Source organism: Methanobacterium lacus (genome assembly GCF_000191585.1).
GTDB lineage: Archaea > Methanobacteriota > Methanobacteria > Methanobacteriales > Methanobacteriaceae > Methanobacterium_B > Methanobacterium_B lacus.
Genome location: NC_015216.1, coordinates 211,126 through 237,417 on the forward strand (window position 1 = coordinate 211,126; position 26,292 = coordinate 237,417).

Consider the following 26,292-nt stretch of genomic DNA (forward strand, 5'->3'; position numbering starts at 1 on the left):
AACTTGCCTCAGAACTAATAAATCCCAGTAATTTTTTTATTTTGGATCATTTATTAGAACCCTTTTTTTATTTTTATTAGAAAATTAATATGGAACCCCTTTTCATGCAGTTCCCATTGAAAATTTAAAATGAACAATTCTATTTCCAAATCTATTTTTAAAGTATGGAATTAATGATAACCATCTTATAATTTTCCACCTATCCCTATGATAGTCGAAGTAATGCCAGTCTTCGATATATTTAATGTTAGGATTTAATTTCTCAACCTCATTTCCATTGTTAATGCCCCATGAGAAATTGGCCTTGATATTGTATTGTTTTTCTATGAGATTTGAATTTTGGCTTTGCTTAACCAGGGAATATGGTATTGTTTCAATAAGCATTTCTGCTCCGGAAAATTTCTCTGCCAGAGCCTTAAAAAGTTCTGAAACTTCTTCCTCTGAGAAGTACATGAGCAAGCCCTCTGCGATTATCAGTAGAGGAACATCTCCAGGGATTTGATTGAACCAGCCGTAATCAAAAACTGACTTGTCTATCATGTGGTAACTGTTTGTTTCATCAAAAAAATTTCTTCGAAGTTCGATGGTGCTGGGAAGATCCAAATCGAACCATGAATAGTTTTTGTTATCAAGTCTTGAGTATCGAGTATCCAATCCACACCCTAGATTTATCACAGCACCATTTTTATGTTCAGCCATAAATTTTTCAACAGCTTTATCAAGCAACTCGGTTCTGATGACAACACTCAACTGTGTGGCCCATTCTTTATCCAAATTAGGAAAATTGTAATCTAAATTTTTAACAATTTCAACTGCCTTATGATCAGTTACTATAGGATTAGGTTGCTCAACTTCCATAGCCTTTGACCACAGTGGAATGAGTAATGTTTCTTGAACACCTTTTAACTTCAATTTCATATTATTATCTCCAAAACCATTTTTTTCTACAATGTTCTTTTATTGTAATCTAATGTCTAAGGAATTTTTATTGAGTATTCACTGGTTCTGATCTTGGTCAAAATTGGTATCAACTTTGGTATAGATTTAATTGTGATGGTCGATAATATTTGGTATTAATAAACTTAAAGTGGAGTGATAATATGGTTAAGGAAATGATCAAAAGAAAACCCCTAATAATAGGGTTAATCACTGTAATTGCATTTTATGTAGTTACTAATATACTTTCAACCTTGGATGCTACAATCACCACATTTCTAGCCATAGGAATACTGGTAGGATTCATGGTCGGAGAAAATTACTTGGCAGGTGCCATAAATGGGGCACTGTTTGGAGTAATTGGAGCTCTCATAGTAGCCCTCATATTGGTGGTAACCTATACCCTTTATGGATACGGTGCATATTTAGGACTCGTAGCCACACAACTGATAATTTCATGTGTACTCTACATAATTGTGGCAGTAGTTGGTGGAGTGATTGGTGCACAAGTTAGAATAGAAACTGATTCAAAGGATGTTGCACCTGAAGTTAAGAGTTGATTAAATCAATCACATTATTTTTTTTTTAAAGATTGATAATTCAGGACATAAATTTTTAAAATAGATATTTGATACTTCTTCTTTTGAATAATTATAAAATAAGAACGGACCCGCGGGGATTTGAACCCCGGACCTTCAGATTAGGAGTCTGATGCCCTATCCAGACTAGGCTACGGGCCCTTGAATATATGATAAATTTACAGAACCCTCATATGGCAGTTACTATACTTCTAAAAAGAAGTTACAACGGACCCGCCGGGATTTGAACCCGGGACCTTCGGATTAGAAGTCCGACGCCCTATCCAACTAGGCTACGGGCCCATTATGAATTAACTGTAAATTGGAGATTCTGGCTCATTTGGAACGCGTTTTGCTAATTCTTTGAGTCTTTCCTCTATTTGCTCTGCCTCTTTTATGAGTGGTTCCGCATTGACTTGTATATCTAACATCCTATTTAAAACATTCACTAAACTTGCTGCTGCTCTAGGATCAGGATACTGATTAAGCACTTCAGCGAACAGGCATGAGCCTGAAATGTTTTTAGTGGCTGTTTTTGTTAATAAAGAGCCGGATATTCCGTTGATGTTACCAAAGGGTAAAATTGGAACTTCCAGATCTCCAAGTCTTTTGAGAGCATCTTGTGAATTTGCTGCTGCTGCAACAGAGTCACTCTTCTCCATTACTACCATACTATTAAATGTTATAAATTCTTTACTGTTGTTTCGTTCCATCCAGTCAACTATTGCTGTTGACATATCATAGGAAACTTCTGGTGGTACAATGAAATCAGACAGGAAAAGTACTATTCCCTTGGAACTGTATATCCTGAATGGATGAATTGCCACTCCTTTATAAAGTACTGCAAGTGGTGGAAAATCCTTTGAATCAATGTAACCTATTTGTTTCATGCCAAGTTCTTCAACAAGTAACCATCCTAGGATGTTACCAATTAATCCAAACTCAGGAGAACCTTCAATTACAATGGCATCCTTCACATCTTCTGATATAATTTTACAACATTCAGATTTAGTTTCGATCATCTCAACCATTTGGAGCACCTCCAGCACCCTCAGTTATTTTACCTGTATTTGTATCAACAATAAAATATCCTGAATCTACACCATCGGCATTATACAATGTGACTCTGTAGGTTGATGTTCCTATTAATACGGGGGTACCTGCTGTGACTGATGAATCTTCGATTCCGCCTTTCGCAATGCTCAAAGCTTTAGCCTGTTCAGTTGTGATCCCATTTGATCCACTATGTCCTGAACTCGATGAACTTTGAGATTCCTTCTGAACAATTCCAGATGATGAACTTGTTGATGTGAGTGCAGATGAACCATCAGATCCTGTTGATCCTTGTTCTGTCGGAAGCTGCTGTTCTGCTACACTTGACTGCCAAACTCCAGGAGTTTTGGTCGTGGCCTGGTAGCTTGCTGCTGCAACACCAATTACAAGTACAATAACAATTGATATCAATATTTTTTTATCTAACATCAGTTTCAACTCTTTTTACTGATAAAATTCAGATTTCAATTTATTAATATAATATATTGTCTTATTTGGATTTATACCTATTGCAGGTAATATTGTTTTGAACTTAAAATCGTATAATTATAGTTAAGCAAAAATCAATAACTATAATACCATTTAATTTCACACCAATTCACATGTTCAATAAGGAAATTGAAGATTAGTTCCTCATTGTATATAAATTTTGCACTTTACTCTTCAAAGAAAAGGTTATAATATAATATATTATCAAGAGAAATATTGATGTTCAAAAGATTATTTAAAAACAAGAGGTGATACATTTGAGCGAAAAAATAGTTATATCGCCAACATCACGGCAAGAGGGCCATGCAGAATTGGTCATGGACGTCGATGATGAAGGAATCGTAACTAAGGGGCGATACTTTAGTATTACTCCTGTTAGAGGTCTTGAGAAAATAGTAACTGGAAAAGTACCAGAAACAGCACCTGTCATAGTACAGAGAATCTGTGGTGTCTGTCCAATTCCTCATACTCTAGCATCAGTAGAAGCTATAGACGACTCTTTAGGTATTGAAATACCAAAAGCAGCAAGACAGTTAAGGGAAATGACACTTGCAGCTCACACAGTTAACAGCCATGCAATACACCACTTCTTGATTGCAACCGACTTTGTGCCTGAAAACTTAATGGCAACAGCCATAAACTCTGTATCCGAAATAAGGAAAACAGTTCAGTACGTAGTAGATATGGTTGCAGGAGAAGGAATTCACCCAGCCGACGTAAGAATCGGTGGAATGGCTAGCAACATAAGTGAAACCGCAAGAAAAAGGTTATACGCTAGAACCAAAGCACTCATACCAAAAATTGACGCACATGTAGACCTTATGATTGGTTTAATTGCTGATAAAGACTTACCAGACGGATTGGGTGTGGTAAACGTGCCAACTTTAGCAACCCATCCTCTCTACGGTGACAGAACCAAATTCGATTTAGACAGGTTCACTGAAATCATGCCTGAAACATGGTACGATGACCCTGAAGTAGGTAAAAGAGCATGCTCAACCATACCATTATACGATGGTAGGAATGTAGAAGTAGGCCCAAGGGCTAGGGCAGCAGTATTCGGTAGTTACAATGAAAAGGGTGTTGTTGCACAGCACGTAGCAAGAGCTATGGAAATGAAAACCAACGTATCCAAGATTGTGGATTTACTAGCTGAACTGGACACATCTGCACCTGTAATGGCTGATTACGATGTTACTGGTACCAACAAGTTAGGTATTGGTGCTATCGAAGGACCAAGAGGAATGGATGTTCACATGGCCCAGATAGCAGATGGTAAAACTCAGTTCTACAGCTGTTTAGTTCCAACAACCTGGAACATACCAACCATGGGACCTGCAACAGAAGGCTTCCACCACGAATTCGGACCTCACGTTATTAGAGCATACGACCCTTGTCTCTCATGCGCAACCCACGTAATAGTAGTGGATGACGATGACAGGAGTGTCATTAAAAACGAAATGGTCAGGATTTAAAGGGAATTAAAATGCCATACGAAGCAGAGATATTAATTGTTGGGTGCGGTAACATACTGTTTCAGGACGATGGATTTGGTCCTGCAGTTATAGATGCTATAGATAAGCTTTCTGAAGAAAAACCGCTTCCTGACAACACAATGACTATAGATGCCGGAACAGGAGGCCCACACTTCGTATTTTCCCTACCCCATGAAACTTGGAAAAAGATGATCGTTGTGGACATCGTTGATTTCGGTGCAGAACCAGGGACACTCAGGGTTTTTGATGTAGAAGAACTCCCTAAAGGTGCGTATGAAAATATGCATTCTTGGCCAGTAAACCAACCGTTGCACGATCTTAGCAAAGTATGTGAAGTTATGGTAATTGGAGTCCAACCAGAATCGGTCTCTGCCCCCAACATAGAATTGGGTTTAACAGAAAGTGTGGAAAATGCAATTCCAAAGGCCATTGAAATAATTTTAAAAGAAATAGAGGTTTAGCCTATGTTAGCCAGAATTAAACAATTTTTAGGGATAGGGGCAAAACCAAAGGAAGTTCCAAAAGAGGAGGTTGAAAAAGTGGCTGAAGAAAAAGCAAAACCAAGAATCGGTTACGTCCACTTATCAGGATGTACCGGTGACATTATGTCGCTCAGTGAAAACTACGACATTTTAGCCGAATTACTCACCAACATGGTGGATATAGTTTATGGACAAACACTGGCAGATGTATGGGAAATGCCAGAAATGGACCTAGTATTAGTTGAAGGTTCCGTATGTCTACAAGATGAACACAGTGTAAAAGAACTTAAAGAAGCAAGGGAAAAAGCTGGATTAGTAGTAGCTTTCGGTTCCTGTGCAGCAACAGGATGTTTCACTCGTTATTCCAGAGGCGGACAGCAGGCTCGCCCAGATCACGAATCTTTCGTGCCTATAGCTGACCTTGTGAAGGTAGACTGTGCAATACCAGGATGCCCACCATCACCAGAAATAATTGCAAAAACAGTTGTTGCTGTAATTAATGGTGATATGGATTATCTACAACCAATGATAGATTTAGCTGGTTACACAGAAGCATGTGGATGCGACCTTCAGTACAAGGTTGTAAACCAAGCTCTATGTATAGGATGTGGAACATGTGCTATGGCCTGTCAGACCAGAGCATTAACCATGACCGATGGTAGACCAGAGCTCACCAGCGCAAGATGCGTGAAATGTGGTATCTGCTACGTCCAGTGTCCTAGAAGCTGGTGGCCAGCAGACAGGATAAAACAGGATCTAGGGTTATAGGAGGACGAGAAAATGGTATTAGGAACATACAAAGAAGTTGTTACTGCAAGATCAACTGACAAAGAAATTCAGAAGATCGCACAGGACGGAGGAATTGTTTCTGCTCTATTCTGCTATGCCCTCGAGGAAAAACTCATAGATGGTGCAGTTGTTGCAGGACCAGGAAAGGACTTCTGGAAACCAGAGCCTATGGTCGCTCAAACAGCTGATGAAATATTAGCAGCAGCAGGAACTAAATACACATTCTCCCCAAACGTTTTAATGCTGAAAAAAGCTGTAAGGCAGTACGGACTTGAAAAAGTCGGTACCGTTGCAATCCCATGTCAAGCCATGGGTATCAGAAAAATGCAGTCTTATCCATTTGGTGTGAGATTCCTTGCTGACAAAATAGCTCTTTTAACAGGTATATTCTGTATGGAGAACTTCCCATTCGCATCACTTCAGACATTCATTTCTGAAAAGATGGGAGTTAGCCCTGAGCTAGTAGAAAAAATGGACATTGGAAAAGGTAAATTCTGGGTACACACCGCAGATGATGTACTTTCAATCCCACTCAAAGAAACCCACGGTTACGAACAGAGCGGATGTAAAGTATGTCTTGACTACGTTGCTGAATTAGCAGACGTATCAACAGGTTCAGTTGGTTCACCAGACGGTTGGTCAACTGTATTCACCCGAACAGATGCTGGAGAAACAGTCTTCAAAGCAGCTGTAGAAGCAGGTGTAATAGAAACCAAACCAGTAGACACAGGCAAATTCGGTCTAGAAATACTCACAAAACTCGCAACTCAGAAGAAAGAGAAAGCGATGAAGGAGATTGACAGACGAAAAGAAATGGGTCTACCTGTTCCATTCAAGGCAAGTAGCGAAAAGGAAGATCCTCTCGCAAACGTCTAAGGGAAACAATAAATTAAGTACAGGATTAAATTCTGTACTTTATATTTTATTTTTTTTAAATTCAAAAAAAAAGAATAACTGATTTTGTTTAAATTAATATTATAATGTTATGACTTTGCATCCGTCTTTTTCTACTATTACGGTATGTTCTGCTTGAGCAACCCTTGCATCGCTTTTTTCTTTGAGAACATGGTACGCATATATTGCCCCTGAGTTGATAAGCTGTCTCATGGCCATATTTATATGGTTCTTATTGTTATCGTTTATTAACCATCTCTGACAAAATTCCAGACTTCCATAGTCACTTACTATGTTATGAAGAAGTTTTTTGGCATGAACCATACGCATTGGACGGTTTTTTAAAAATTTGAAAATATTAGTTTCATTCACATCTTTCAAAAGTCCTGATCCATAAGTTACAAATGGTTCTATTGCTAACACATCACCTTCTTCAATTTTGTGGTGATTTTCTTCCTTTTTGTTGGGTACTGATATGCCTGAGTGAAGTAAGTACTGATCCACTTCATGACCTGAAAGACTTGGAATAGTGTTCAGTCCGTTTTGGGTGATGGTTTCTTCGATTGCTGTTCCTATTTCTCCGAGTTCTACTCCTGCTTTTATGGTGTTTATTGCACTTTCTAGGGCGTCTTGTGCTGTTTGTATCAGTTTATGGTTTAGTTCGTTTTCTGTTTCTGTGAGAACGGTGTCGCTATCTCCGACTAGTACAGTTATTGCTGAGTCTGCGATGTAGCCATCTACATGGGCTCCTAGGTCAATTTTTACCAGGTCTCCATCTTTAATTGTGGATTCATCTCCGGGTGGAGATGTGTAGTGGGCTGTGATTTCGTTTATTGATATGTTGCATGGGAATGCTGGTTTTGCTCCCATTTCTATTATGTTTGATTCAACGAAGTCTACGAGTTCTAATATTTTCATGTCGGCTTCGATGTAATCTGTTGCCATCTTCCTTACCTTGGAAACTATTTTTCCTGACTTTTCATACGCTTCGATCATGTAACCACCCAACTATATTTTTAGTAAATTCTCAATAACAAAAATGTAACAAACAAAACACTAGATCCAAAAAAAAATCTACAACTAAAATTGAGTACAGGATTAAATTCTGTACTTCCTATTATTTTTATTTTATTAATTCTAAAAATAGTCAGTAACAGATGGGGTAATTACAATGTTATGACTTTACATCCATCTGCTTCTACTATTACAGTGTGTTCAGCTTGAGCAACCCTTGCATCGCTTTTTTCTTTGAGAACATGATATGGATAAATTGCCCTGGAATTTATGAGCTGCCTCATGGCCATATTTATATGCTTTTCATTGTTCTCGTTTGTCAACCATCTCTGACAAAATGGAAGATTTCTAAAGTCCATTGCAATACTGTGGAGAAGTTTTTTGGCCTGAACCATACGCATTGGCCTATCCCTTAAAAATCTGAAGATATGGACCTCAGGTATATCTGACACCCAACCAACTCCGTTGGTGACGAAGGGTTCTATTGCTAACACATCTCCCTCCTCTACCTTGTGGTCATTGACTTCCTTAATGTTTGGCACTGATATTCCCGAGTGAAGAATGTACTGATCCATTCCATGACCAGTTAAGTTTGAAACAGGGTTCAGTCCGTTTTGGGTGATGGTTTCTTCGATTGCTGTTCCTATTTCTCCGAGTTCTACTCCTGCTTTTATGGTGTTTATTGCACTTTCTAGGGCGTCTTGTGCTGTTTGTATCAGTTTATGGTTTAGTTCGTTTTCTGTTTCTGTGAGAACGGTGTCGCTATCTCCGACTAATACGGTTATTGCTGAGTCTGCGATGTAGCCATCTACATGGGCTCCTAGGTCAATTTTTACCAGGTCTCCATCTTTAATTATGGATTCATCTCCTGGCGGGGCAGTGTAGTGGGCTGTGATTTCGTTTATTGATATGTTGCATGGGAATGCTGGTTTTGCTCCCATTTCTATTATGTTTGATTCAACGAAGTCTACGAGTTCTAATATTTTCATGTCGGCTTCGATGTAATCTGTTGCCATCTTCCTTACCTTGGAAACTATTTTTCCTGACTTTTCATACGCCTCAATCATAAAATCACTAAACCTAAATTTTAATATAATACTCAAATTCAAAATATAATCATTTAACACTATCAAATTTAATTTACAATCTAACTTTTCGGTATTTTTTAAAAAGTAAATTTAAAATAACATCCCGAACAATATCTTATTATTAAAACCATCATATAAAAATCAGACTACAAAAAAAATTCTGTCTACTTATTTCAACGTAGAATATGAATAAGCAGACTAAATAGAAATAAAGTATTGTAATGGTTATGAATTGGAGTTTATTTACAAAAAAATCTATGTACATAATTTGTTTAGAAATAAAGGGGTAAAAATATGGTAGCAATTGACCAAAATGTATTTTATATAATAATAGCAGCCATAGTAGTTGTTGGATTGATAGTTGCACTAATGCAGTGGAGACGTGTCAGGGAGGCACAAACAAATGTCGATTTTCTTACGAAACAGGCGGAACTCAAGAAGATAGAATTGGTTGAGAAGGACCTGGAATCCAAAAGAATGATGAACGACATAGTACTTCCAAAGGATCAACAAGAAAAACTGACACAAATACGAGAAAACACTTCAGATTTGATGCATAAAGCAGGATATCTTCACAGTGAGATAAATGAGAGGGTTAACCGACTTGAAGCCCAAACTGAATTTGCCAAACTCCAAAAATTACTGATGGACATCGAGAAAAAAGAACAAGAACTTGAGAAAAAATCTGGAAAGGGTAAAGGAGGCAAATAATGACTGCTTTGGAGTTACTAGCAATACTGGTTCTTGCTGGTGCCATAGTGGTTTTGCTCTATTACTACATGCAAGACTCTAGAAATCAATCCATAATAAGAGCTCGTACTATTATAGCTGAAACAGGAGAAAAAGCACGTTCCACAGTATCCAGATCCGATGAAGATCATGGAACAACCGAAACAGCTAAAACTTCTGGAATGAGTGAAAAAGTCACCATCGACGGCAGCATGATCGATGGGGTCAGTGAAAAAATGGCAGGAATGGGAGAAAAGATAAAGGGTACGGTAAAGGGTGTTCCAAAAAGTACAGATCTTCTCTCAGGTAAAATAGAACTGTTCCTAGATGATAAAAGTGACCAACTCATAAAAGACTGGGAATTGGCAACAAAGAATGATGTGATGGATCTAGAGAAAAGATACAGTAAGGTATCCCGGGATCTTGGTGAACTGGATGGTAGGTTCAAAGAGTACAGGGGATACACCAACAAAAAAATAGACAAAATTGAGGAAAGACTCGATAAGTTAGAATCTCCAGAAGAGTAGATTCTAATTACAAATCTTTTTTTTAAGGAGATAATATGTACTCGGATATTGTCAATTATGTGGTCTTATTTTTTTCCATCTTTGGGGCTATTCTAATTGTATACGGGGGATTAAGAGCTATTTTCAATGTTTTGAAGGTTGAATTATGGAAACACTCTTCTGATTACAATTCTATTCGTATAGATTTTACATCTAAGATAGTTCTCGCCCTTGAATTTTTCATTGCAGCCGATCTGGTAAGAACGATTATTCGACCCGATCTTAACGAAGTAATAGTTCTTGCTGTAATCGTTGCAATAAGAACCGTTGTGGGTTACTCTTTAGACAAAGAAGCAAAGGATATTTTGTCTAAGCAATGAATTTTTGTCTAAACAGAAAGAAATACCTCGATAATATACCATTCAATGCAAAGGTTTATATGCTGTGAAAGATAACAGTTGTAGTACAGCGGGGTGGGGTAGTCTGGTGATCCCGCGGGGCTCATAACCCCGAGAGCCCTAGTTCAAATCTAGGCCCCGCTATTTTTCACTTTTTTAAATGGCAAGTCGAAGAGCAGCTAACGGTTTTTTGTAAACTGAGGAAACTCCATCCATCCTACAGAACTGTGGTGCCATAAGGCACGCGCTGAGAAGCGTGACAATGGAGCAGAAACGACACGTCTTTTGATGAATGACAATGAAGCAATGCTGAAGACATCAAAAGGATCGGTGAAACGGCCATTCCACGGGATGCAAGAGTAAATACTACTGATGAGTCCTGTACGAGGTAGAGGTAATTCGCATAGATGAATGCTGCTAAAACAGAAGGTGGGTTACTCTCGACATGCCATTTAATGTTTATTTTAACGGAAAAATTTATACTATCTTTTTTTGATCAGGATTTTACTTACTGTTTTGTGATACAACTAATTATAAAACATTATAAACCAGACGCTGACCTAATTATAACTACATCCATATTCAAGGTGATTGAATGTCTGGAACAGTATCTCTTCTCGCACAAATAATTCCACTAGCATTCGGTGCTGCAGTGAGCCCAACAGCTTTAATGGGAATTATTCTGTTACTATCAATTTCCAAGAAACCAAAGATCTCTGGAATGAGTTACTACGCCGGATCCATATTAATGGTTTTGATTGTGTTGTGTGTTGGTTTTATACTTGGAAATGGGGTTAGTTCGGAATCACCGCACCCAAATCCATTATTGGCTGCCATCGATCTTATTTTAGGGGTAATTCTGTTAATCATGGGGATCATTAGAATATTTCGCCCTCAAAAATCACCAAAACACAGATTCAATGGTGAACATCCTGATTCTTCAAGCCTTTTGGTGTTCTTGAAAGGCCTGTCTTTTGGATTTGTGATGTTTTTCATCAATTTTTCAACCACCCTAATAGTTTTAGAAGCAGGAAAACTCATAGCAACAGCAGCTGTGCCTATCACTGGAAAAGTAACTGTTTCGGTAATTTTAATATTAATAACCCTCCTGGTCTGCGAAGTTCCACTACTCATTTACTTCTTGCTTCCAGGTCGCTCTGAAAAGCTACTCTCAAAGATCAATGTTTGGATGCAAAAGAATGGACACATCTTAATGGGATTAGTGATTCTTGCCATAGGCTTGTATTTGATATGGATCGGATCAATCAAATTTGGATTGATATGAATTATTCTTTTTTTATCATAAACGTGTAGTGAACATGTAGAGGGGATGATGATGTTCAACACTGAAAACTAGGCCATTGAATTATATCAAAAATAGTTATGTATAAATGAGTAGATCATCACCACACCCTAAATAAAATAGAAGCTTTCAACATTATTTATGGGGGTGGAGATTGATCAAATTTTCAATTTTAAAAAAAAATAAATTTTCAATGATTTATTGCATCCTTAACTTTGTCAAAAAATCCTTTGTCTTCGATGTAGATCTCTTCACCACTTACTTCAGCAAATTCAACAAGTAATTCCTTCTGTTTTGGACTGAGTTTTTTGGGGGTCACGATTTTGACCTTAACATACAGATTTCCTTTACCATTCCAACGTAGATGAGGCATTCCTTCGCCCTTAATACGGAAAGATGTACCTGTTTGAGTGCCTGCAGGTATTTTAAGATCAACAGCTCCTGTAAGTGTTGGAGCTTCTACTGTGGCTCCAATGGATGCTTGAACAAAGCTTATTGGCATATTGTAAACAAGATCTGATCCTTCTCTGTGGAAGAGCTGGTGTTGCTTCACACCGATAATAACGTATAGATCACCTGGGGCACCGCCCTTTTCTCCGACATCCCCTTCACCAGGAACTCTAAGCCTACTTCCATCTTCCACTCCTGCTGGAATTTTTATATGGATGGTACTCTGATGGTTAACAATACCCCTTCCATGACATTCGGTACAAGGAGTTTCGATGATCTGACCTTCGCCTCTACAAGTTCTGCATGGCCTAACTGTGGCAAACTGTCCCAGTGGGGTGTTGCTAACTTGTCTTACCTGTCCAGATCCACCACATTCTGGACATGTTTTGGTGTTGGTACCGGGTTCTGCTTTAGATCCATGACAATGGGGACATGTTTTTTTATGTGGAATTTCAACATCGGTTTCTAGACCTGATGCAGCTTCTTCAAGTGTGATGCTCATTTCGTAGTACACATCATCTCCCTGGACTGGTCCATTCCTGTTTCCTCCACCAAATCCGAAGAGATCAAAAATACTTTCAAAACCGCCGCTTTGTCTGTTTCCTTGTCCTCCACCGAATCCAAATCCTCTAAATATATCTTCAAAGTTTGCGTTGTTGAAAATATCTTCTTGTGAGAATCCATTCATACCTGCATGTCCATACTGGTCGTAGGTTTGCCTTTTCTCTGCATCTGATAGAACGGCATATGCTTCGCTGATCTCTTTGAATTTTTCTCCAGATTCCTCATCTTCGCTCACATCTGGATGGTACTTCATTGCTAGTTTACGATAGGCTTTTTTAATTTCCTTCTTATCCGCGCCCTTTTCTACACCTAGGACTTCGTAATAATCACGCTTTTCTGCCATTATAATCTTCCTTAAATTTAATTAGATACTATTTTTTTTAAATAAAATTAAAGTTATCTCAACCAAACTATTTAACGATTCATTAATTAAAAATCTGTCTTTAATCTGTATGAGTAAATTTGCATAAAATAATATCCACTATTCAAATCTGTATCTGCAAGTTAATTAAAGTAAAAAAAAAGGATGGGAAAAGAAGTTCCCGTTTATAAATCCTATTTCTTCACTTCATAATCTGCATCTATAGTTTCATCACCAGATTTGTCTTCTTTGGTTTCTTCTGCACCAGCGCCTGCTTCAGCTTCCTGTTGGGCCTGGGCTTGTTGAGCTTCCTGGTATATTGCTGCTCCAACTTCCTGAACCACTTTGGTGAGTTCATCGGTTTTGGCTTTGATGGCATCGAAGTCATCAGTTGCAGCTACTTCCCTAAGTTCTTTTACCAAGTTTTCTATCTGAGATTTTTTCTCTGCATCTACTTTGTCACCAAGTTCTTCCAAGGTTTTTTCAGAAGTGTAAATCATTGAATCTGCGTTATTTTTGATTTCAATTTCTGATTGGCGTTTTTTGTCTTCTTCAGCATGTGCTTCAGCTTCTTTGACTTTTTTATCGATTTCTTCCTTGGAAAGTTTGCTGGATGCTGTGATGGTTATTCTCTGTTCTTTACCTGTTCCCATGTCCTTTGCAGAAACACTTATCAATCCGTTTGCATCGATATCGAATGATACTTCGATTTGAGGAACGCCTCTTGGGGCTGGTGGAATACCAACTAACTGGAATCTTCCTAGGGTAGTGTTGTCTGCAGCCATTGGCCTTTCACCTTGAAGTACATGAATATCTACTGAAGGTTGGCTATCTGCTGCTGTGGTGAATATTTGGCTCTTGTTAGTAGGAATGGTTGTGTTCCTTTCAATGAGCTGAGTGAAAACACCTCCAAGGGTTTCAATTCCCAGAGATAATGGTGTGACATCCAATAGAACAAGGTCTTTGATCTCTCCAGCCATTACACCTCCCTGAATTGCTGCACCCATGGCCACACATTCCATTGGGTCTATTCCTGTTTCAACTGTTTTTCCAATGAACTTCTCAACAAATTTTTGGACTGCAGGCATTCTTGTTGGTCCGCCCACGAGTATGATTTTGTCTATGTCAGACTTACTCATTTTAGCGTCTTTGATGGCCTGTTCCAATGGACCTGCACATTTTTTGATGATAGGATCAACGAGTTCTTCGAGTTTTGCCCTTGTGAGTGATGATGTTAGGTGTTTAGGTCCCTCTGCTGTTGCTGTTATGAAAGGAAGGTTTATGTCACTGGTTAAGGTTGTTGACAATTCTATCTTGGCCTTTTCAGCTGCTTCCCTCAATCTCTGAACTGCCTGATCATCTGTCATGAGATCTATGCCAGTATCTCTCTTAAATTCAGCTGCGAGATGGTTCATGATGGCGTTGTCCATATCTGTTCCACCGAGACTTGTGTCTCCGCTTGTTGATCTGACTTCAAATACTCCTCCACCGAAGTCCATGATTGTAACATCCAGTGTACCTCCACCGAAATCGAACACTAAAATTTCAAGTTCATCATCTTCTGCCTTGTCAATTCCGTATGCTAAACTTGCGGCTGTAGGTTCGTTTACCAACCTAACTACTTCAAGTCCTGCTATTGTTCCGGCATCTTTGGTAGCTGTTCTTTGGTTATCGTTAAAGTAAGCAGGGACAGTTATAACTGCTTTGTTAACAGGTTCTCCTAGGAATGCTTCTGCATCTTTTTTAATTTTTTGTAAAATGAATGCAGATATCTCTTGTGGTGTGTATTCCTTATCCAATACTTTAACTGTGTAATCTGTACCCATACTTCTTTTTATAGCACTAATGGTATGTTCGGGGTTGGTTACTGCTTGTCTTCTTGCAGGTTCTCCTACTAAACGCTGTCCATCCTTTGTAAATGCAACGTAACTTGGAAATGCTTTACCATACTGGGTTGCACCTTCTGCACTCGGTATTATGGTTGCTTTACCACCAATCAAAGCAGCTGCAGCAGAATTACTTGTACCAAGGTCTATGCCTATAATTTTTTCTTTCTTTGCCATTATATCCACCTCTTAAATACAATATTTGTTAATTTTTTAAATTTAATCTTAAAGGTTACTTCTTTTTACATACTTTAACTTTTGAATACTTAATTACCTTTGAATCAAGGCTGTATCCCTTTGCTAACTCTTCAATAATTGTTCCATCTTCATAATCTTCATTGTCTTCAACCATGAGTGCTTCATGTTTGTAAGGGTCAAATGGTTCTCCAGAAGTTTCAATTTCGCAGAGACCTTCATTTTTTAGTGTATCTTTGAGTTTTTTATGAATCATAACCACGCCTTCTTTGATGTCCTGGGAATCATCTGCTTTCAAAGCTCTTTCAAGGTCTTCGTAGACATCAATAATTTTAACTATCAATTCTTCGTTGGCGTACTTAATAAATTCTTTAAGATCCTTCTCGGATCGTTTTTTATAATTTTCAAAGTCTGCATGAAGTCTCAGTAATTGGGAATGATATTCTTCTGCTTTATCACCCAAGTCCTGGATTTCTTGGTCTTTATTCTGAATTATCTCATCTTTCTCTTTAATTTCAGTTTTAAGACTGTCCAGATCCTTTTTCAACTTCTCTAATTCTTGTTTATCAGTCATTCATTCACCTTTTGTGTGGTATAAAAAGAATAGTAACCTTTAACTATTATAGTTACAAAAGGTTATATAAACCTTTCGCACAACTACTAAAGTGGGGTACAAATTTATAATATAATAACAATTAAACCAGTAAGTGGTAAATCATGGAGTTAGAAGCTATATTAGATGTAATGGGTTGCAAAACTCGTAGAGATATCATAAATTTACTTACAGATGAACCTAGATTTGTGAGTGAAATCTCTAAAGAACTTGAAGTGGGACAAAAGGCCATAATAGAACACCTCAGGGCAATGGAAGAATTGGGACTTTTAAGTTCATCTTTCCAAAAGATTGAGAGGGGAAGACCAAGAAAGTACTACGACATATCACAAGATATACAGATTCAAATTTTTATTGGACCCGGTGCAATTAAAATGAATGTTGTTGGTCAAGAATTTTCAGATTTACATGCAATTGCAGGAAAGATTCGTATGGGTGAAACTGAGGTTGTGGAAGAACTTGAGAATCTCATACAAAGATATGATGATGGAAAAAAGTACGCAGAACAACTGTTGGCTGAAGTTAAAGTTCATAAGGGAACACAGTCTCAGAAATCTAAGGATCAATAAAGTTAGTTTATAAAAAATCATTTGAATTTTTAAGATAATTAGATATTTATTTAAAAAAGAAGGTTGTGTTGTTTTTTTTATTTCATTCCATCTTCCATGATGCAACTGCTGTTTGTCCCATAGATACAGAACCATCTCCTGCGCAGGTATTTTTATGCTGGATAAATTTGTAACCTTCAGACTTAACTTTATCACGCACACTCACTGATATGGCTTCGTTGTAAAAGACACCTCCAGTAGCACCGATGATGTTAACACCAGTTTTTTCCGCGGCATTTATTGCTAAATCTGCAAGACCGAGTGCCACCGCTTTTTGGGCCCCAAATGCTATATTGTTAACATTTTCTCCATTTTGTTTCAATTCAATACATTTTAAAAGGATTTTTGAGGTGTTTAAATATTCCATGTTGTTTGAAACGTCTTTTTCTATTTCGTAGGGAATATCCACAACGCCTTCGCTGTAATAGGCTGCAGATTCCAATTTCATTGCTGGTTCTCCTTCATATGTCCTTTTATCGCAAATTCCAAGGCTTGCTGAAATTGCATCGAGAACCCTTCCAGTACTGGTGGTGATATTGGTATTAAACCCGGTTTCTAGCTGTTTAATCACCAGTTCAACTTCCCTTTCGCCATGTTTGAACTGTTGGATGTAGCTTGTTTTCATTAGTTCTGACAATTCATCAACATCCATGGAGCCGTATAACATTGACATAACCATTCTAGCTGGGTACTTGGTAGTTAGATCGCCACCCACCAATTGCTGTGGTATTAAACTTGCTACACGTTCGTAACTTGCTCCTTGAGTATGAAGAATTTCTCCACCCCATGCTGTTCCATCTTCACCGTAGCCAACACCATCTGCAGCTATGCATATGACTTCATCAACCTGATTATCAACACAGAGTGCTGCTGCATGTGCATGGTGGTGTTGTACTCTTAAGATCTCCGCACCAAATTTGTCTCCCATTTCTTCTGCGAGTTTGGTTGTGAAGAACATAGGATGTAGATCACAGGCAATCACATCAAAGTCAGTTGTCTTGGTGATATCCATCATATGGTCCACGGCATTTTGAAGGTACTGGAATGTGTCGTACTTGGTTGTATCCCCTATATGTTGTGATACGTAACATTTTCCTTCCTTTAAAATTGAAAAAGTCACATCTATTTCAGGACCCAGGGCAAGAACCTTCAGTTGCTTGTTTATCCCTGAAAAGTCATAGGGTTCTGGTACGTAACCTCTTGAACGCCTGATAAATGCAAGTTCTCCATCTCTAAATCTTACAACAGAATCATCACATCTGTTAATAATTCTTCGATTGTGCAAGAGGAAATAATCGGCTATACCATCCAGTTTAGAAATTATTTCTTCGTTGTTTATGAGCATGGGCTCACCTGGCATGTTGGCTGATGTCATGATGTAAGCAGGTTCTGTGCTGTAGCTGAAGAGTAGATGATGAAGACCAGAGTATGGAAGCATGACACCTAGATTATGTAGGTATGGTGAAACTGATGGTGCCAATGAGTAGTTTGAATTTTTGTTCAACACAACTATTGGTCTTCTCCTTGACTGGATAGTATCAGATTCCACACCAGACACTTCAGCAAATCCTTTAACAGTCTCAATATTCGGGGACATGATTGCAAATGGTTGGTTGAATCTTCTCAATTTTTGTCTCAAAATATCAACGGGACCATTTTCAGTGGTTTTCACAACTAAATGAGTTCCACCAATGCCTTTGATTGCAAGAATTTTTCCTTCATCAATAAGTTCTGCGGCTTTTTTAATGGGATTTTCAATTTTTAAAATCCCATCCTTGTACAGAAACACTTCTGGCCCGCAAACTTCGCAGCAGCTTGCCTCTGCATGGTACCTTCTGTCTTCAGGATCTTCATATTCAACTTCACATTCGTTGCACAAGGGAAAATCTTCCATGGATGTACGTTCTCGGTCATATGGAATTGAATTAATTACTGTGAAACGAGGTCCGCAATCTGTGCATGCTGTAAAGGGATATTTATATCTCCGATTATCAGGATCAGCCATTTCTTCCAAACAGTTAGAACATGTTGCAACGTCAGGCGGTATTACAGATGCTCCAGAAAAGTTATTTGAGCTTGGAATTATCTTGAAATCATTGTAAACAGTCAAATCTCCATTCAACCATTCTACATTTAAAGAGTTTATTTCAGAAATTGGGGGTTTATTTTCCTTTAAATCTACTATGAATTGATTTATATCGTTTTCTTTTCCTTCCAATATTATTTCAACGATATTTCCCAAGTTCCTAACGTAGCCATTTAAATTTAGCTTCTTGGCTAATCTGTAAACTGTGGGTCTAAATCCAACACCCTGTACTATTCCCTGTACCAATATTCTGGCTTGTTCCAACCAATTCACCAACTATCAATAGTTTTTTCTAAATTATTTCCTGATGACCATTTAAAAATTTTGATTTAAAAAAAGTTATCCATTCATGACATAAGCGATTATGGGTTATTTTTCTGTTCTATACCACCAGCGATATTTTCGTGAACCATGATTTGATCATTTTCCAAAGGGACAATTATAGATACACAGGCCACACACTGGTAATTTTTCCTGCTTTTCAAGATTTTCCAAGTACAATTCACATTTCCTTGCATCGTACCTTACATCACGATCTTCGTCCTCTTTAAAATTCGATCCAGTAAATGCTTTGACAGGACAGATATCTACACATTTTCTGCAATCTCCGCACAGATTTTTCATGGGTTTACCAGTGGGAGTTAGGGGGACATTGGTAAGAATGGTGGTCCATCTCACTCTTGGCCCGTTTTCAGGAGTTATTAAAAGGCAACTTTTTCCTATCCAACCTAAACCAGCTAAATTGGCCGCTAATTTATGTGAAAAGACTGCACAAATCATTTCATCATCATACCTTTCTGAAGCAGGTACTGGCAAAGCTGTATAACCCTGTTTTTGAATTGATCTAGCCAGTCTAGATGCAATCAAATCAAGTTGAAGATTTACAATGTTATAGGTATGGTGGTAGTTGACGGCAACAGAATGCTCAGATCTCCTTGGAAGATCATCTACAATGGTATTTAAAAGCAGTATGCCTATTGAAATGGCTCGAGGGTATTGCTCAACATTTATCTTGCCCTGTTGGAATATGAAATCTCCTGCATTGGTGATATCTGCAACACCATAGTAATCTGCCCCTAAATTTCTAGAAAATTCATCTAACCATTCATCCAACAAAATTTACACGCCCTATTCCTTGTTTTACCATTATAACCAAAAACTTGTATATATACTGATTATACTTCAATGTTTTTCACGACAGTATTAGTTTTTTAGGATTCAAATGTCGTATTAATAATGAATTTAATTATTAGTTTTTATGAACTTATTAAAAAATATAAAATTATAAGAGCTATTACATGTTAAAGGAGATATTATGAAAGCATATTTATATGTATTAAATACCTTAGCGGATTGGGAAATCGGTTATTTAACTGCTGAACTAAATAGTGGCAGATATTTAGATAAAACAAGACCTTCAGTTGAACTTATAAAAATTGGAAATACAACCGAACCTATAAAAACAATGGGGGGTATTACAATTGTTCCAGATGAGAGTATTGATAATATCGGGTTTAAAGAAGATGATTTACTAATTTTACCTGGAGCAGATACATGGATGGAAGAGGAAAACAAAAAAATAATGGACATTGTTTCTGATATTATAGATAAAAAAGTAATTATTGCAGCAATTTGTGGAGCCACGATCGCTCTGGCAAATAAAGGAATATTAAACGATAGAAATCATACCAGTAATGACATAGAAGTTTTAAAAATGTTTTGTCCAGAATACTCTGGAGAGAATTTTTATAAAAATCAACCCGCAGTTACTGACGACAATTTAATCACTGCTAGTGGCATTACTCCCCTAGAATTTTCATATGAAATATTAAAAAGAATTAATGTAATGAAAGCTGAAACACTAGAAGCTTGGTATCAATTATATAAAACTAATGAATCAAAGTATTTCTATGCACTTATGGAATCCATTAAAGAAGCATAGATGATTTTTTTTAAATAGATTGAAATTTTTTACCCATAGTATTCTGAATATAACTCTTTTTTAATGTTTTTTCTTGAGAATCAAGTGTTTGGGATAGAATTCATATTTTTCATAGAATTTAAGCGCATCTTCGTTACCATAACTGACAAGGATTTCCAAATCTGAAACTTCATTAAGTTTCATCCAGTCTAAAGCGCGTTCCATGAGCTTATTGCCAATACCTTCCTTTCTGCAGCGTTTATCCACATACAATGACTCAACAGAACCCTTTTCACCGACTATTGAGCTAACACTGTATCCCAAATAGTTCTCACCATCCTTAACAATGTCCAACCTTAAATTTCCAGATTCAGCAATATTTTCAAATTGTTCTTTTCTTTTTTCAAAGAATAGACATTGATAATCCATTGGAAAATATGTGGATTGTGATTGTAAGTGGTGAATTAATTTTTTCCACATGTCAGAAATGAGTTCAAGATCCTTTTCATCAGTTTCGTCGTAGGTTATCATGATTTTACTCGTGTTAAATCTGCAAATTTAGAAACAAAATTTCTTGTCTATTCAGATTCAGTTTCTTGATCAACAAAAGTAGCATAAAAACCATCAGTATCTGCATATATTGCTTTAAAACCAAAGTTTTCTGCTTTTTCCATGGTTTTCTTAATAAAATCTCTTCCCCATGCTGTAACAGCCTCAGCACATTCGATCCTGTACCATCTGAATCTTGAGTAACCATAAACTCCGTACATAGAATTTGCAAGTCTTTTAAGGGCTTGCTGCTGAACATCAAGTACCTGCTTTTCTCGAGGATTTTCCGCCATTTTCATGGCTGTTTTAAGTCTAACCCTTTCCTCTAAAATATTACCGATGATGGATGGGACAAATCCTATAGGTTTTTTTAAAAATTTATGGCCCACTTCAGGGGCAGTGTAACAGTCATCATCGTCACACTCCAACACCAGAGTGTCTGGCGAAACATTTTTAGAAATAATAATACTCGGGTAAAGACTCCTGAAATCGAATGAAACTATGTTTTCATGCAATCCCTTAACAGGATCCTTCACATATCCTCCTGCTGCCTTTTTGCCTCGTCTCTCTGAATACTGTGAAGAAGAAGGTTTGTTGGGCACCATATCCCCAATTTCATGGGCCTTACGAATAAGGTACCATTCAACCATTTGTCCTGTTGCCATCCTAGCAATGTCAAAAAAGGGTTGACCAACTATTCGTGTGAGTTCCATACTCAGTGGCAACATTTTCTCAGCTATTTTGGTGACAGCGACTGCATCGTCCAGTGAGTACTCGAAGAGTTTCTTTAATTTTTCACCACCTTCATCCCAGTACTGGTAGATCTCATCTCCAGGCACGTCTTCTTTTGCCTCGTCAAAGAGCTCCTTATAAACACGTTCAAGGGTGTACCTATCCAGCTGCAAATATCTTCGCATTAACAGGTAAAGATCAACATGAATTCTTCCTTTGACCAGTGCGGAATTTGCATAACCTCTTCTCATAAATTTTATACCCGAACCATCAACTCCGAGGTTTGGTTTCACATTCAATTTTGCGGCTCTGTCCCTGATATAGGGCATATCAAAATTATCAGAATTGTAACCCAATAAGATATCAGGATTCTCGGATCTCACTATTTCGAAAAATCTTTGAATAATATGGGCCTCGGTTTTGAGTGTTTCAACAAATTCAAGATCTGAACTTTTGGTTGATAAAACCTTTTTCAGACCTTGATTACTGGAAAGACTCATCATGATAATGGGATCTTCTTCCGCTTGAGGCATTCCCTTGGGATTTCGAACTTCTATATCAAAACTTAGGGTTTTAAGATCTGGAAATCCTGATTCAACTTGTTTAGGTTTTCCTTCCAACTCAAAAATACATACATCTGTATCACAACTAAAGCTGATGGAGGCTGAATCCACGCACTTTCCATTAACTAAAACTTGGCCCATTGGAAAAATGTTCTTGTCTATCAAGTAACGCCGGTAGAAGGGAATATCATGCTCTAAAATATCCTTGACAGAACCTAAATTTCTAATTTTGTCCCTTAATTTAGGCACGTCCTGGGGATGATGAAGAGTAACCTTTAAAAAGTCTTTCATTTCACCTAGATAATTGATTCTGACCCATCCTACCATTTCAATATCAAATTCGTTTAAATCTGCCATGCACTGTTCTGGATCCAATGGAAGAACGTATATGTAAGGTTTGAAGTTTTTATCAAGGACAATTATGGATTGACCTTCTTCATCTCCTTCGAGTCTTCCAAACATTCTGATAACAGCTTTATCCCCTTCTGTAATGTAATCTATGTCTAGAAGCACGAATTTTCTACTTTCCATGAACTTTTATTTATGCTGTGAATGTTATATAAGTTGTTAAATATTGGTTTGACTGAGGTCACGATAAACTCAAAAAAGAGTTAAACGAATTTTTAGGTAAAAAAATAGGAGTTAAAATTTCCATGAAACTTAAGGAATTAGATCTAACTAAATATGACATCAATCAAATTTCAGAAATGATTTATGAGACTGATCAAAATCTTTTCGGGATTTTCCTTGATAAAAACCCTATTCAAGCTGTTTCAAAACTCAAAAAACTCATAGAGGCGGGAAAAAATTGCTATGGGCACGAGCACATCTATATTGCAGAGGATGAGGATGGCACTATTCAAGGAGTATTAGTTGCATTCAGAGGGGATGAAATAGCTTTTGTTCAAGAAGCTAAAATTTTCAAGGCAACCATGAATTTCAAGGATTTCTTTAAATTAACCTTCATAAAACCAATATATGATAGTATAACAGCTTCTTCAATCCAAGGGGACGACTTTTATATAGGAAATCTGGTTGTATCTGCAAATTTGAGGGGAAAGGGCATTGGTTCAAAGATAATTGAACAATCATTCCAACTTGCAAGGGATAAAAAATGTAAACGAGTTTTGCTCGATGTAATATTTGAAAATACCGGTGCAAAAAAACTTTATGAGAGAATAGGATTTAAAAAATGCTGTGAAAAGAATTTATGGTGGTCAAGTAAATCAGATGGAACGTATGGGATGGAATATCCTCTTAAAAACGAATAAAATTATGGGCACCGACAAATGAAATACAGTTGAAATAAACAACACAGGAAAAAATAATCATGAAACTAGTTTTTGATGAAACTGGAAATGAAAACAAGGAATCCATAGTGTTCCTACATCCTGGAGGAATGTCTGGCTGGATGTGGGAGCAGCAGATAAAACATTTCAAAAATTATCATTGCATAATTCCTGATCTACCTGAACATGGCAGAAGTGCAAGTGTAAAACCCTTCACAATAACGAGAACATCTGAAATAGTAGCTAAATTAGTTGAAGATTGTCCAAATGAACGGGTAAATATGGTTGGAATTGGTTTGGGAGGGCAAATAATTCTCCAAACCATGAGCAAATATCCGGAAATAGTAGATCGTGCCATGGTAAGTGGGACTTTAGTCAGAAACCATCAATACAAATCATTAATTGCACGTTTAAATGAGCTTTTAATGATTTATAAATCACTAAAAAACAATGAATTTTATATTAAAGCGTATATGAGAACTTATAATATGCCCAAAGTCTTTTTTGAAAAGTTCAAAATCTCCACCCATCAAATTGGAACCAGTTCTATAGAAAGGATTCTATTAGAAAATCATACCTTCAAACTACCTCCGATCTTGGAAACAGATGAAAGGAAGCTTTTAGTTATGGCTGGTGAGAAGGATTACAACATAATCAAAGATTCTTCAAAGAAAATTATGAACAACTATCATGCTAGAGGGGCTCTGGCATTGGGAGGGGGACATCTTTGGAACATGGAAACTCCTGATAACTTTAACGAAGTTTTAGATGCATGGCTCCAAAACCAACCATTACCTAAAGCCCTAATCTCTCCACTTTAATATCCAAATTTTATGTAACACTAATTTAATTCTGGAGTTTCTTTAACGAAACAAAAATAGCGTACTATTCTGGGTCATGATCAAAAATTTATGATCGTAAAAACAGATCTAATTTTAAAATCTAATTAGGGTTTTTTTATAATATATAATTCTGGAGTTTTCAAAAATGCAACCAAAGGTTATACTTTACATTCCAATGAGCTTAGATGGAAAAACAAGCGGTTTTGAGATAAATATGAATGTTTACAAAGAAATTAAATCTGACATAAATTCTGATGCGGTTTTTATGGATGTTGAAGCCTTTAAAACCAGTTATACTAGTATTATTGACAGTAGTTCTAAACAGCTTCTGGTGCTACCAGACAACATGGGTAAAATTCCTAGGAGTATGTTACTTGAAAGAACCAGCAAAATGAATGTTCTGGTACTCTGCTCTAGATCAACCCCACAAGATTATCTCAACTTTCTAGAAGAAAACTACATCAACCACATGATCGTTGGTTACGATGAAGTGAACATGGCAACAGCATTTGAAGAGCTTAACATTCAGTTTGGTGTTAAAACCATAGCTGTCCATGCTGATGGAGTTTTAAATTCTAATCTAATGATCGAAGATCTTGTGGAAGAGATATCAATTTTCATGCATCCCACATTGGCCGGTGCAAACAACGATGATATGTTCCTCCAGAATAATCCTGAAAACCAGAAACTTGATCTCAGGCTGCTGGAGACCAAGGTAGTTGAAGATGAGATCGTCTATCTGAAGTACAGAATTATGAAGTACAAATTTTAATTTTAAATAAATATTGAATGAAATCAATTCTTTTTCAAAATATGAACAATCCATGTATATGTACTTTTTAAAGCAGCTATCTGGTGTCAATCCACTCAGTTATAATTAGTTTAACTTTGAAATTTATATATACAACTGCTTAAACTACACTTTTACTTACACTAACTACTCAGGAGAATGAACATGAAAAAAATTGGATTTATAGGTTATGGAAGTATGGGCCACGTAATATTAAATGGATTTTTGAATTCTGGAATGCTGAAACCATTCAATGTAACTGTTTCAACCAGAACACCATCTAAACTATCTGAATTGGAGAAAAATCATCCCGAAGTTGAAATAGCAAACGACAACATTCAAACAGCTCAAAATTCCGATATTATATTTCTTTTCACAGGCACATCTGATGTGAAATATGTTATTGAAGAAATTAAAACCTCTTTATCTGAAAAAACCCACCTAATATACATTTCAGCAGCCCTTGGAATGGACTTGGTAGGCACGATTTTTGATGGTAAAATTACCAAGGTGATACCTTCAATCACATCGGAAGTACATGAAGGAGTTTCGTTAATTTGTCATCAGGAATCTGTGACAACTGAAGAGGCTGATTTTGTTGACAACCTTTTCAGAACAGTTGGGGAGGTTAAATTAGTTGATGAAGTAGATCTTGATGTGGGGGCAGATATAACCAGCTGTTCTCCTGCATTCATTGCAAAGATATTCCAAGAATTTTCTGTTCAAGCATCAAATAACAGCAACTTTTCGAAGGAGGAAGCAGAGAAAATGATTATCAGTACTTTGTACGGAACATCCAAGCTCCTCTATGAGAAAGGCTACGGTGTTGATGATTTAATATCTGCAGTTGCAACAAAGGGCGGCATAACAGAGGAGGGTGTTAAAATATTAGATAGCGAACTTCCAGAACTGTTCAGTGAGCTGTTTAAAACCACCATTAAAAAACATCAAATTATTCGAAGGGAACTCGAAGAACAGTATTGATTCAATAACACTATTGGAGTTTATTTTTAACTCGGAATTCAAAAGAATCTGATGTTTGACCAATGAATTTATAAATGGGTTAGCAAAATATACTATGAATGTGT

The 26,292-nt window shown here is 37.1% G+C and carries 27 protein-coding genes, 3 tRNA genes and 1 other RNA gene; 17 read left to right on the forward strand and 14 right to left on the reverse strand.

Features of this window, described 5'->3' with window-relative positions; genetic code table 11:
• Window positions 1–102 precede the first annotated feature (102 nt).
• Window positions 103–918 (reverse strand): class I SAM-dependent methyltransferase, encoded by an 816-nt coding sequence (locus METBO_RS01075; RefSeq protein ID WP_013643817.1) that lies wholly within the window; start codon window positions 916–918, stop codon window positions 103–105.
• Between the two features lie 182 nt (window positions 919–1,100).
• On the opposite strand from METBO_RS01075, the gene METBO_RS01080 reads away from it, so the two are divergent.
• Entirely contained in the window at window positions 1,101–1,496 is a 396-nt protein-coding gene (locus METBO_RS01080; protein WP_013643818.1) for a DUF5518 domain-containing protein, read from the forward strand.
• Between the two features lie 105 nt (window positions 1,497–1,601).
• Here the strand turns inward: METBO_RS01080 and METBO_RS01085 are convergent.
• From METBO_RS01085 to METBO_RS01100, 4 genes are all read right to left on the reverse strand, one after another.
• Window positions 1,602–1,676: transfer RNA gene (locus METBO_RS01085), tRNA-Arg, on the reverse strand.
• Window positions 1,677–1,743: 67 nt separating this feature from the next.
• Window positions 1,744–1,817, reverse strand: a tRNA-Arg gene (locus METBO_RS01090).
• A gap of 8 nt (window positions 1,818–1,825) precedes the next feature.
• Window positions 1,826–2,545: a proteasome assembly chaperone family protein gene (locus METBO_RS01095; RefSeq protein WP_013643819.1), complete on the reverse strand. Its 720-nt coding sequence runs from the start codon at window positions 2,543–2,545 to the stop codon at window positions 1,826–1,828.
• Window positions 2,538–2,996 carry a PepSY domain-containing protein gene (locus METBO_RS01100; RefSeq protein ID WP_013643820.1) on the reverse strand — a complete coding sequence of 153 codons (459 nt, stop codon included), beginning with the start codon at window positions 2,994–2,996 and terminating at the stop codon, window positions 2,538–2,540. Before METBO_RS01100 ends, METBO_RS01095 begins: the two co-directional genes overlap by 8 nt.
• A 317-nt stretch (window positions 2,997–3,313) precedes the next feature.
• Between METBO_RS01100 and frhA the strand changes: the two genes are divergently transcribed.
• Genes frhA through frhB form a run of 4 tightly spaced genes read left to right on the forward strand, consistent with a single transcriptional unit; the run spans window position 3,314 to window position 6,699 of the window.
• On the forward strand, window positions 3,314–4,531 hold the full coding sequence (gene frhA / locus METBO_RS01105) for a coenzyme F420 hydrogenase subunit alpha (RefSeq protein ID WP_013643821.1): 1,218 nt from the start codon (window positions 3,314–3,316) through the stop codon (window positions 4,529–4,531).
• An 11-nt stretch (window positions 4,532–4,542) separates the two neighbouring features.
• The gene (gene frhD, locus METBO_RS01110; RefSeq protein WP_013643822.1) at window positions 4,543–5,013 is read left to right on the forward strand and encodes a coenzyme F420-reducing hydrogenase, FrhD protein; all 471 of its coding nucleotides are present in this window, start codon (window positions 4,543–4,545) and stop codon (window positions 5,011–5,013) included.
• Between the two features lie 3 nt (window positions 5,014–5,016).
• Complete coding sequence (gene frhG / locus METBO_RS01115; protein ID WP_013643823.1) at window positions 5,017–5,802, forward strand: coenzyme F420 hydrogenase subunit gamma; 786 nt, start codon at window positions 5,017–5,019, stop codon at window positions 5,800–5,802.
• A 12-nt stretch (window positions 5,803–5,814) separates the two neighbouring features.
• Window positions 5,815–6,699: a coenzyme F420 hydrogenase subunit beta gene (frhB, locus tag METBO_RS01120; RefSeq protein WP_013643824.1), complete on the forward strand. Its 885-nt coding sequence runs from the start codon at window positions 5,815–5,817 to the stop codon at window positions 6,697–6,699.
• A gap of 99 nt (window positions 6,700–6,798) precedes the next feature.
• Here the strand turns inward: frhB and map (METBO_RS01125) are convergent, their stop codons facing one another.
• The gene (gene map / locus METBO_RS01125) at window positions 6,799–7,713 is read right to left on the reverse strand and encodes a type II methionyl aminopeptidase (RefSeq protein ID WP_013643825.1); all 915 of its coding nucleotides are present in this window, start codon (window positions 7,711–7,713) and stop codon (window positions 6,799–6,801) included.
• Window positions 7,714–7,883: 170 nt separating this feature from the next.
• Complete coding sequence (gene map / locus METBO_RS01130; protein WP_013643826.1) at window positions 7,884–8,798, reverse strand: type II methionyl aminopeptidase; 915 nt, start codon at window positions 8,796–8,798, stop codon at window positions 7,884–7,886.
• 315 nt (window positions 8,799–9,113) lie between these two features.
• Here map (METBO_RS01130) and METBO_RS01135 point away from each other — a divergent pair, with 315 nt between their 5' ends.
• The 6 genes from METBO_RS01135 to METBO_RS01155 all read left to right on the forward strand — a co-directional run bounded on the left by METBO_RS01135 (window position 9,114) and on the right by METBO_RS01155 (window position 11,737).
• Window positions 9,114–9,530 (forward strand): hypothetical protein, encoded by a 417-nt coding sequence (locus METBO_RS01135; RefSeq protein WP_013643827.1) that lies wholly within the window; start codon window positions 9,114–9,116, stop codon window positions 9,528–9,530.
• Complete coding sequence (locus METBO_RS01140) at window positions 9,530–10,075, forward strand: hypothetical protein (protein ID WP_013643828.1); 546 nt, start codon at window positions 9,530–9,532, stop codon at window positions 10,073–10,075. The genes METBO_RS01135 and METBO_RS01140 overlap by 1 nt, the downstream gene beginning before the upstream one ends.
• A 59-nt stretch (window positions 10,076–10,134) precedes the next feature.
• Window positions 10,135–10,434 (forward strand): DUF1622 domain-containing protein, encoded by a 300-nt coding sequence (locus tag METBO_RS01145; RefSeq protein ID WP_227717230.1) that lies wholly within the window; start codon window positions 10,135–10,137, stop codon window positions 10,432–10,434.
• An 87-nt stretch (window positions 10,435–10,521) separates the two neighbouring features.
• Window positions 10,522–10,596, forward strand: a tRNA-Met gene (locus tag METBO_RS01150).
• A 19-nt stretch (window positions 10,597–10,615) separates the two neighbouring features.
• Window positions 10,616–10,901, forward strand: an RNA gene (rnpB, locus tag METBO_RS13145) — RNase P RNA component.
• Between the two features lie 146 nt (window positions 10,902–11,047).
• Window positions 11,048–11,737, forward strand: a complete 690-nt coding sequence (locus METBO_RS01155; protein WP_013643830.1) for a GAP family protein — start codon at window positions 11,048–11,050, stop codon at window positions 11,735–11,737.
• A 208-nt stretch (window positions 11,738–11,945) separates the two neighbouring features.
• On the opposite strand, the gene dnaJ is transcribed toward METBO_RS01155, so the two are convergent.
• From dnaJ to grpE, 3 genes are all read right to left on the reverse strand, one after another.
• Complete coding sequence (gene dnaJ / locus METBO_RS01160; RefSeq protein ID WP_013643831.1) at window positions 11,946–13,112, reverse strand: molecular chaperone DnaJ; 1,167 nt, start codon at window positions 13,110–13,112, stop codon at window positions 11,946–11,948.
• A gap of 212 nt (window positions 13,113–13,324) precedes the next feature.
• The gene (gene dnaK / locus METBO_RS01165) at window positions 13,325–15,193 is read right to left on the reverse strand and encodes a molecular chaperone DnaK (protein WP_013643832.1); all 1,869 of its coding nucleotides are present in this window, start codon (window positions 15,191–15,193) and stop codon (window positions 13,325–13,327) included.
• Between the two features lie 55 nt (window positions 15,194–15,248).
• The gene (grpE, locus tag METBO_RS01170) at window positions 15,249–15,785 is read right to left on the reverse strand and encodes a nucleotide exchange factor GrpE (RefSeq protein ID WP_013643833.1); all 537 of its coding nucleotides are present in this window, start codon (window positions 15,783–15,785) and stop codon (window positions 15,249–15,251) included.
• Between the two features lie 143 nt (window positions 15,786–15,928).
• On the opposite strand from grpE, the gene METBO_RS01175 reads away from it, so the two are divergent.
• The gene (locus METBO_RS01175; RefSeq protein ID WP_013643834.1) at window positions 15,929–16,393 is read left to right on the forward strand and encodes an ArsR/SmtB family transcription factor; all 465 of its coding nucleotides are present in this window, start codon (window positions 15,929–15,931) and stop codon (window positions 16,391–16,393) included.
• 82 nt (window positions 16,394–16,475) lie between these two features.
• Here METBO_RS01175 and hypF read toward each other — a convergent pair whose 3' ends face one another.
• Entirely contained in the window at window positions 16,476–18,782 is a 2,307-nt protein-coding gene (hypF, locus tag METBO_RS01180) for a carbamoyltransferase HypF (protein WP_013643835.1), read from the reverse strand.
• Window positions 18,783–18,938: 156 nt separating this feature from the next.
• Window positions 18,939–19,634 (reverse strand): 4Fe-4S double cluster binding domain-containing protein, encoded by a 696-nt coding sequence (locus METBO_RS01185; protein WP_013643836.1) that lies wholly within the window; start codon window positions 19,632–19,634, stop codon window positions 18,939–18,941.
• A 199-nt stretch (window positions 19,635–19,833) separates the two neighbouring features.
• Between METBO_RS01185 and METBO_RS01190 the strand changes: the two genes are divergently transcribed.
• Window positions 19,834–20,460, forward strand: a complete 627-nt coding sequence (locus METBO_RS01190; RefSeq protein ID WP_013643837.1) for a type 1 glutamine amidotransferase family protein — start codon at window positions 19,834–19,836, stop codon at window positions 20,458–20,460.
• Window positions 20,461–20,520: 60 nt separating this feature from the next.
• Here METBO_RS01190 and METBO_RS01195 read toward each other — a convergent pair whose 3' ends face one another.
• Both METBO_RS01195 and METBO_RS01200 read right to left on the reverse strand, forming a co-directional pair.
• Window positions 20,521–20,970 (reverse strand): GNAT family N-acetyltransferase, encoded by a 450-nt coding sequence (locus tag METBO_RS01195; RefSeq protein ID WP_013643838.1) that lies wholly within the window; start codon window positions 20,968–20,970, stop codon window positions 20,521–20,523.
• A 47-nt stretch (window positions 20,971–21,017) separates the two neighbouring features.
• Window positions 21,018–22,814, reverse strand: coding sequence for a DNA-directed DNA polymerase (locus tag METBO_RS01200; RefSeq protein ID WP_013643839.1), 1,797 nt, complete (start codon window positions 22,812–22,814; stop codon window positions 21,018–21,020).
• 122 nt (window positions 22,815–22,936) lie between these two features.
• Between METBO_RS01200 and METBO_RS01205 the strand changes: the two genes are divergently transcribed.
• The 4 genes from METBO_RS01205 to METBO_RS01220 all read left to right on the forward strand — a co-directional run bounded on the left by METBO_RS01205 (window position 22,937) and on the right by METBO_RS01220 (window position 26,188).
• Window positions 22,937–23,554, forward strand: a complete 618-nt coding sequence (locus METBO_RS01205; RefSeq protein WP_013643840.1) for a GNAT family N-acetyltransferase — start codon at window positions 22,937–22,939, stop codon at window positions 23,552–23,554.
• 59 nt (window positions 23,555–23,613) lie between these two features.
• The gene (locus tag METBO_RS01210) at window positions 23,614–24,393 is read left to right on the forward strand and encodes an alpha/beta fold hydrolase (RefSeq protein ID WP_013643841.1); all 780 of its coding nucleotides are present in this window, start codon (window positions 23,614–23,616) and stop codon (window positions 24,391–24,393) included.
• A 166-nt stretch (window positions 24,394–24,559) separates the two neighbouring features.
• Window positions 24,560–25,186, forward strand: coding sequence for a dihydrofolate reductase family protein (locus METBO_RS01215; protein ID WP_013643842.1), 627 nt, complete (start codon window positions 24,560–24,562; stop codon window positions 25,184–25,186).
• A gap of 183 nt (window positions 25,187–25,369) precedes the next feature.
• Window positions 25,370–26,188: a pyrroline-5-carboxylate reductase dimerization domain-containing protein gene (locus METBO_RS01220; RefSeq protein WP_013643843.1), complete on the forward strand. Its 819-nt coding sequence runs from the start codon at window positions 25,370–25,372 to the stop codon at window positions 26,186–26,188.
• The last annotated feature ends 104 nt before the right edge of the window (window positions 26,189–26,292 follow it).

What these genes read in the sequence shown, in the direction of transcription:
- METBO_RS01075 (WP_013643817.1), bottom strand. Translation starts at nt 918, where the DNA reads ATGAAATTGAAGTTAAAAGGTGTTCAAGAAACATTACTCATTCCACTG.
- METBO_RS01080 (WP_013643818.1), top strand. Translation starts at nt 1,101, where the DNA reads ATGGTTAAGGAAATGATCAAAAGAAAACCCCTAATAATAGGGTTAATC.
- METBO_RS01095 (WP_013643819.1), bottom strand. Translation starts at nt 2,545, where the DNA reads ATGGTTGAGATGATCGAAACTAAATCTGAATGTTGTAAAATTATATCA.
- METBO_RS01100 (WP_013643820.1), bottom strand. Translation starts at nt 2,996, where the DNA reads ATGTTAGATAAAAAAATATTGATATCAATTGTTATTGTACTTGTAATT.
- frhD (WP_013643822.1), top strand. Translation starts at nt 4,543, where the DNA reads ATGCCATACGAAGCAGAGATATTAATTGTTGGGTGCGGTAACATACTG.
- frhG (WP_013643823.1), top strand. Translation starts at nt 5,017, where the DNA reads ATGTTAGCCAGAATTAAACAATTTTTAGGGATAGGGGCAAAACCAAAG.
- frhB (WP_013643824.1), top strand. Translation starts at nt 5,815, where the DNA reads ATGGTATTAGGAACATACAAAGAAGTTGTTACTGCAAGATCAACTGAC.
- map (WP_013643825.1), bottom strand. Translation starts at nt 7,713, where the DNA reads ATGATCGAAGCGTATGAAAAGTCAGGAAAAATAGTTTCCAAGGTAAGG.
- map (WP_013643826.1), bottom strand. Translation starts at nt 8,798, where the DNA reads ATGATTGAGGCGTATGAAAAGTCAGGAAAAATAGTTTCCAAGGTAAGG.
- METBO_RS01135 (WP_013643827.1), top strand. Translation starts at nt 9,114, where the DNA reads ATGGTAGCAATTGACCAAAATGTATTTTATATAATAATAGCAGCCATA.
- METBO_RS01140 (WP_013643828.1), top strand. Translation starts at nt 9,530, where the DNA reads ATGACTGCTTTGGAGTTACTAGCAATACTGGTTCTTGCTGGTGCCATA.
- METBO_RS01155 (WP_013643830.1), top strand. Translation starts at nt 11,048, where the DNA reads ATGTCTGGAACAGTATCTCTTCTCGCACAAATAATTCCACTAGCATTC.
- dnaJ (WP_013643831.1), bottom strand. Translation starts at nt 13,112, where the DNA reads ATGGCAGAAAAGCGTGATTATTACGAAGTCCTAGGTGTAGAAAAGGGC.
- dnaK (WP_013643832.1), bottom strand. Translation starts at nt 15,193, where the DNA reads ATGGCAAAGAAAGAAAAAATTATAGGCATAGACCTTGGTACAAGTAAT.
- grpE (WP_013643833.1), bottom strand. Translation starts at nt 15,785, where the DNA reads ATGACTGATAAACAAGAATTAGAGAAGTTGAAAAAGGATCTGGACAGT.
- METBO_RS01175 (WP_013643834.1), top strand. Translation starts at nt 15,929, where the DNA reads ATGGAGTTAGAAGCTATATTAGATGTAATGGGTTGCAAAACTCGTAGA.
- METBO_RS01190 (WP_013643837.1), top strand. Translation starts at nt 19,834, where the DNA reads ATGAAAGCATATTTATATGTATTAAATACCTTAGCGGATTGGGAAATC.
- METBO_RS01195 (WP_013643838.1), bottom strand. Translation starts at nt 20,970, where the DNA reads ATGATAACCTACGACGAAACTGATGAAAAGGATCTTGAACTCATTTCT.
- METBO_RS01200 (WP_013643839.1), bottom strand. Translation starts at nt 22,814, where the DNA reads ATGGAAAGTAGAAAATTCGTGCTTCTAGACATAGATTACATTACAGAA.
- METBO_RS01205 (WP_013643840.1), top strand. Translation starts at nt 22,937, where the DNA reads ATGAAACTTAAGGAATTAGATCTAACTAAATATGACATCAATCAAATT.
- METBO_RS01210 (WP_013643841.1), top strand. Translation starts at nt 23,614, where the DNA reads ATGAAACTAGTTTTTGATGAAACTGGAAATGAAAACAAGGAATCCATA.
- METBO_RS01215 (WP_013643842.1), top strand. Translation starts at nt 24,560, where the DNA reads ATGCAACCAAAGGTTATACTTTACATTCCAATGAGCTTAGATGGAAAA.
- METBO_RS01220 (WP_013643843.1), top strand. Translation starts at nt 25,370, where the DNA reads ATGAAAAAAATTGGATTTATAGGTTATGGAAGTATGGGCCACGTAATA.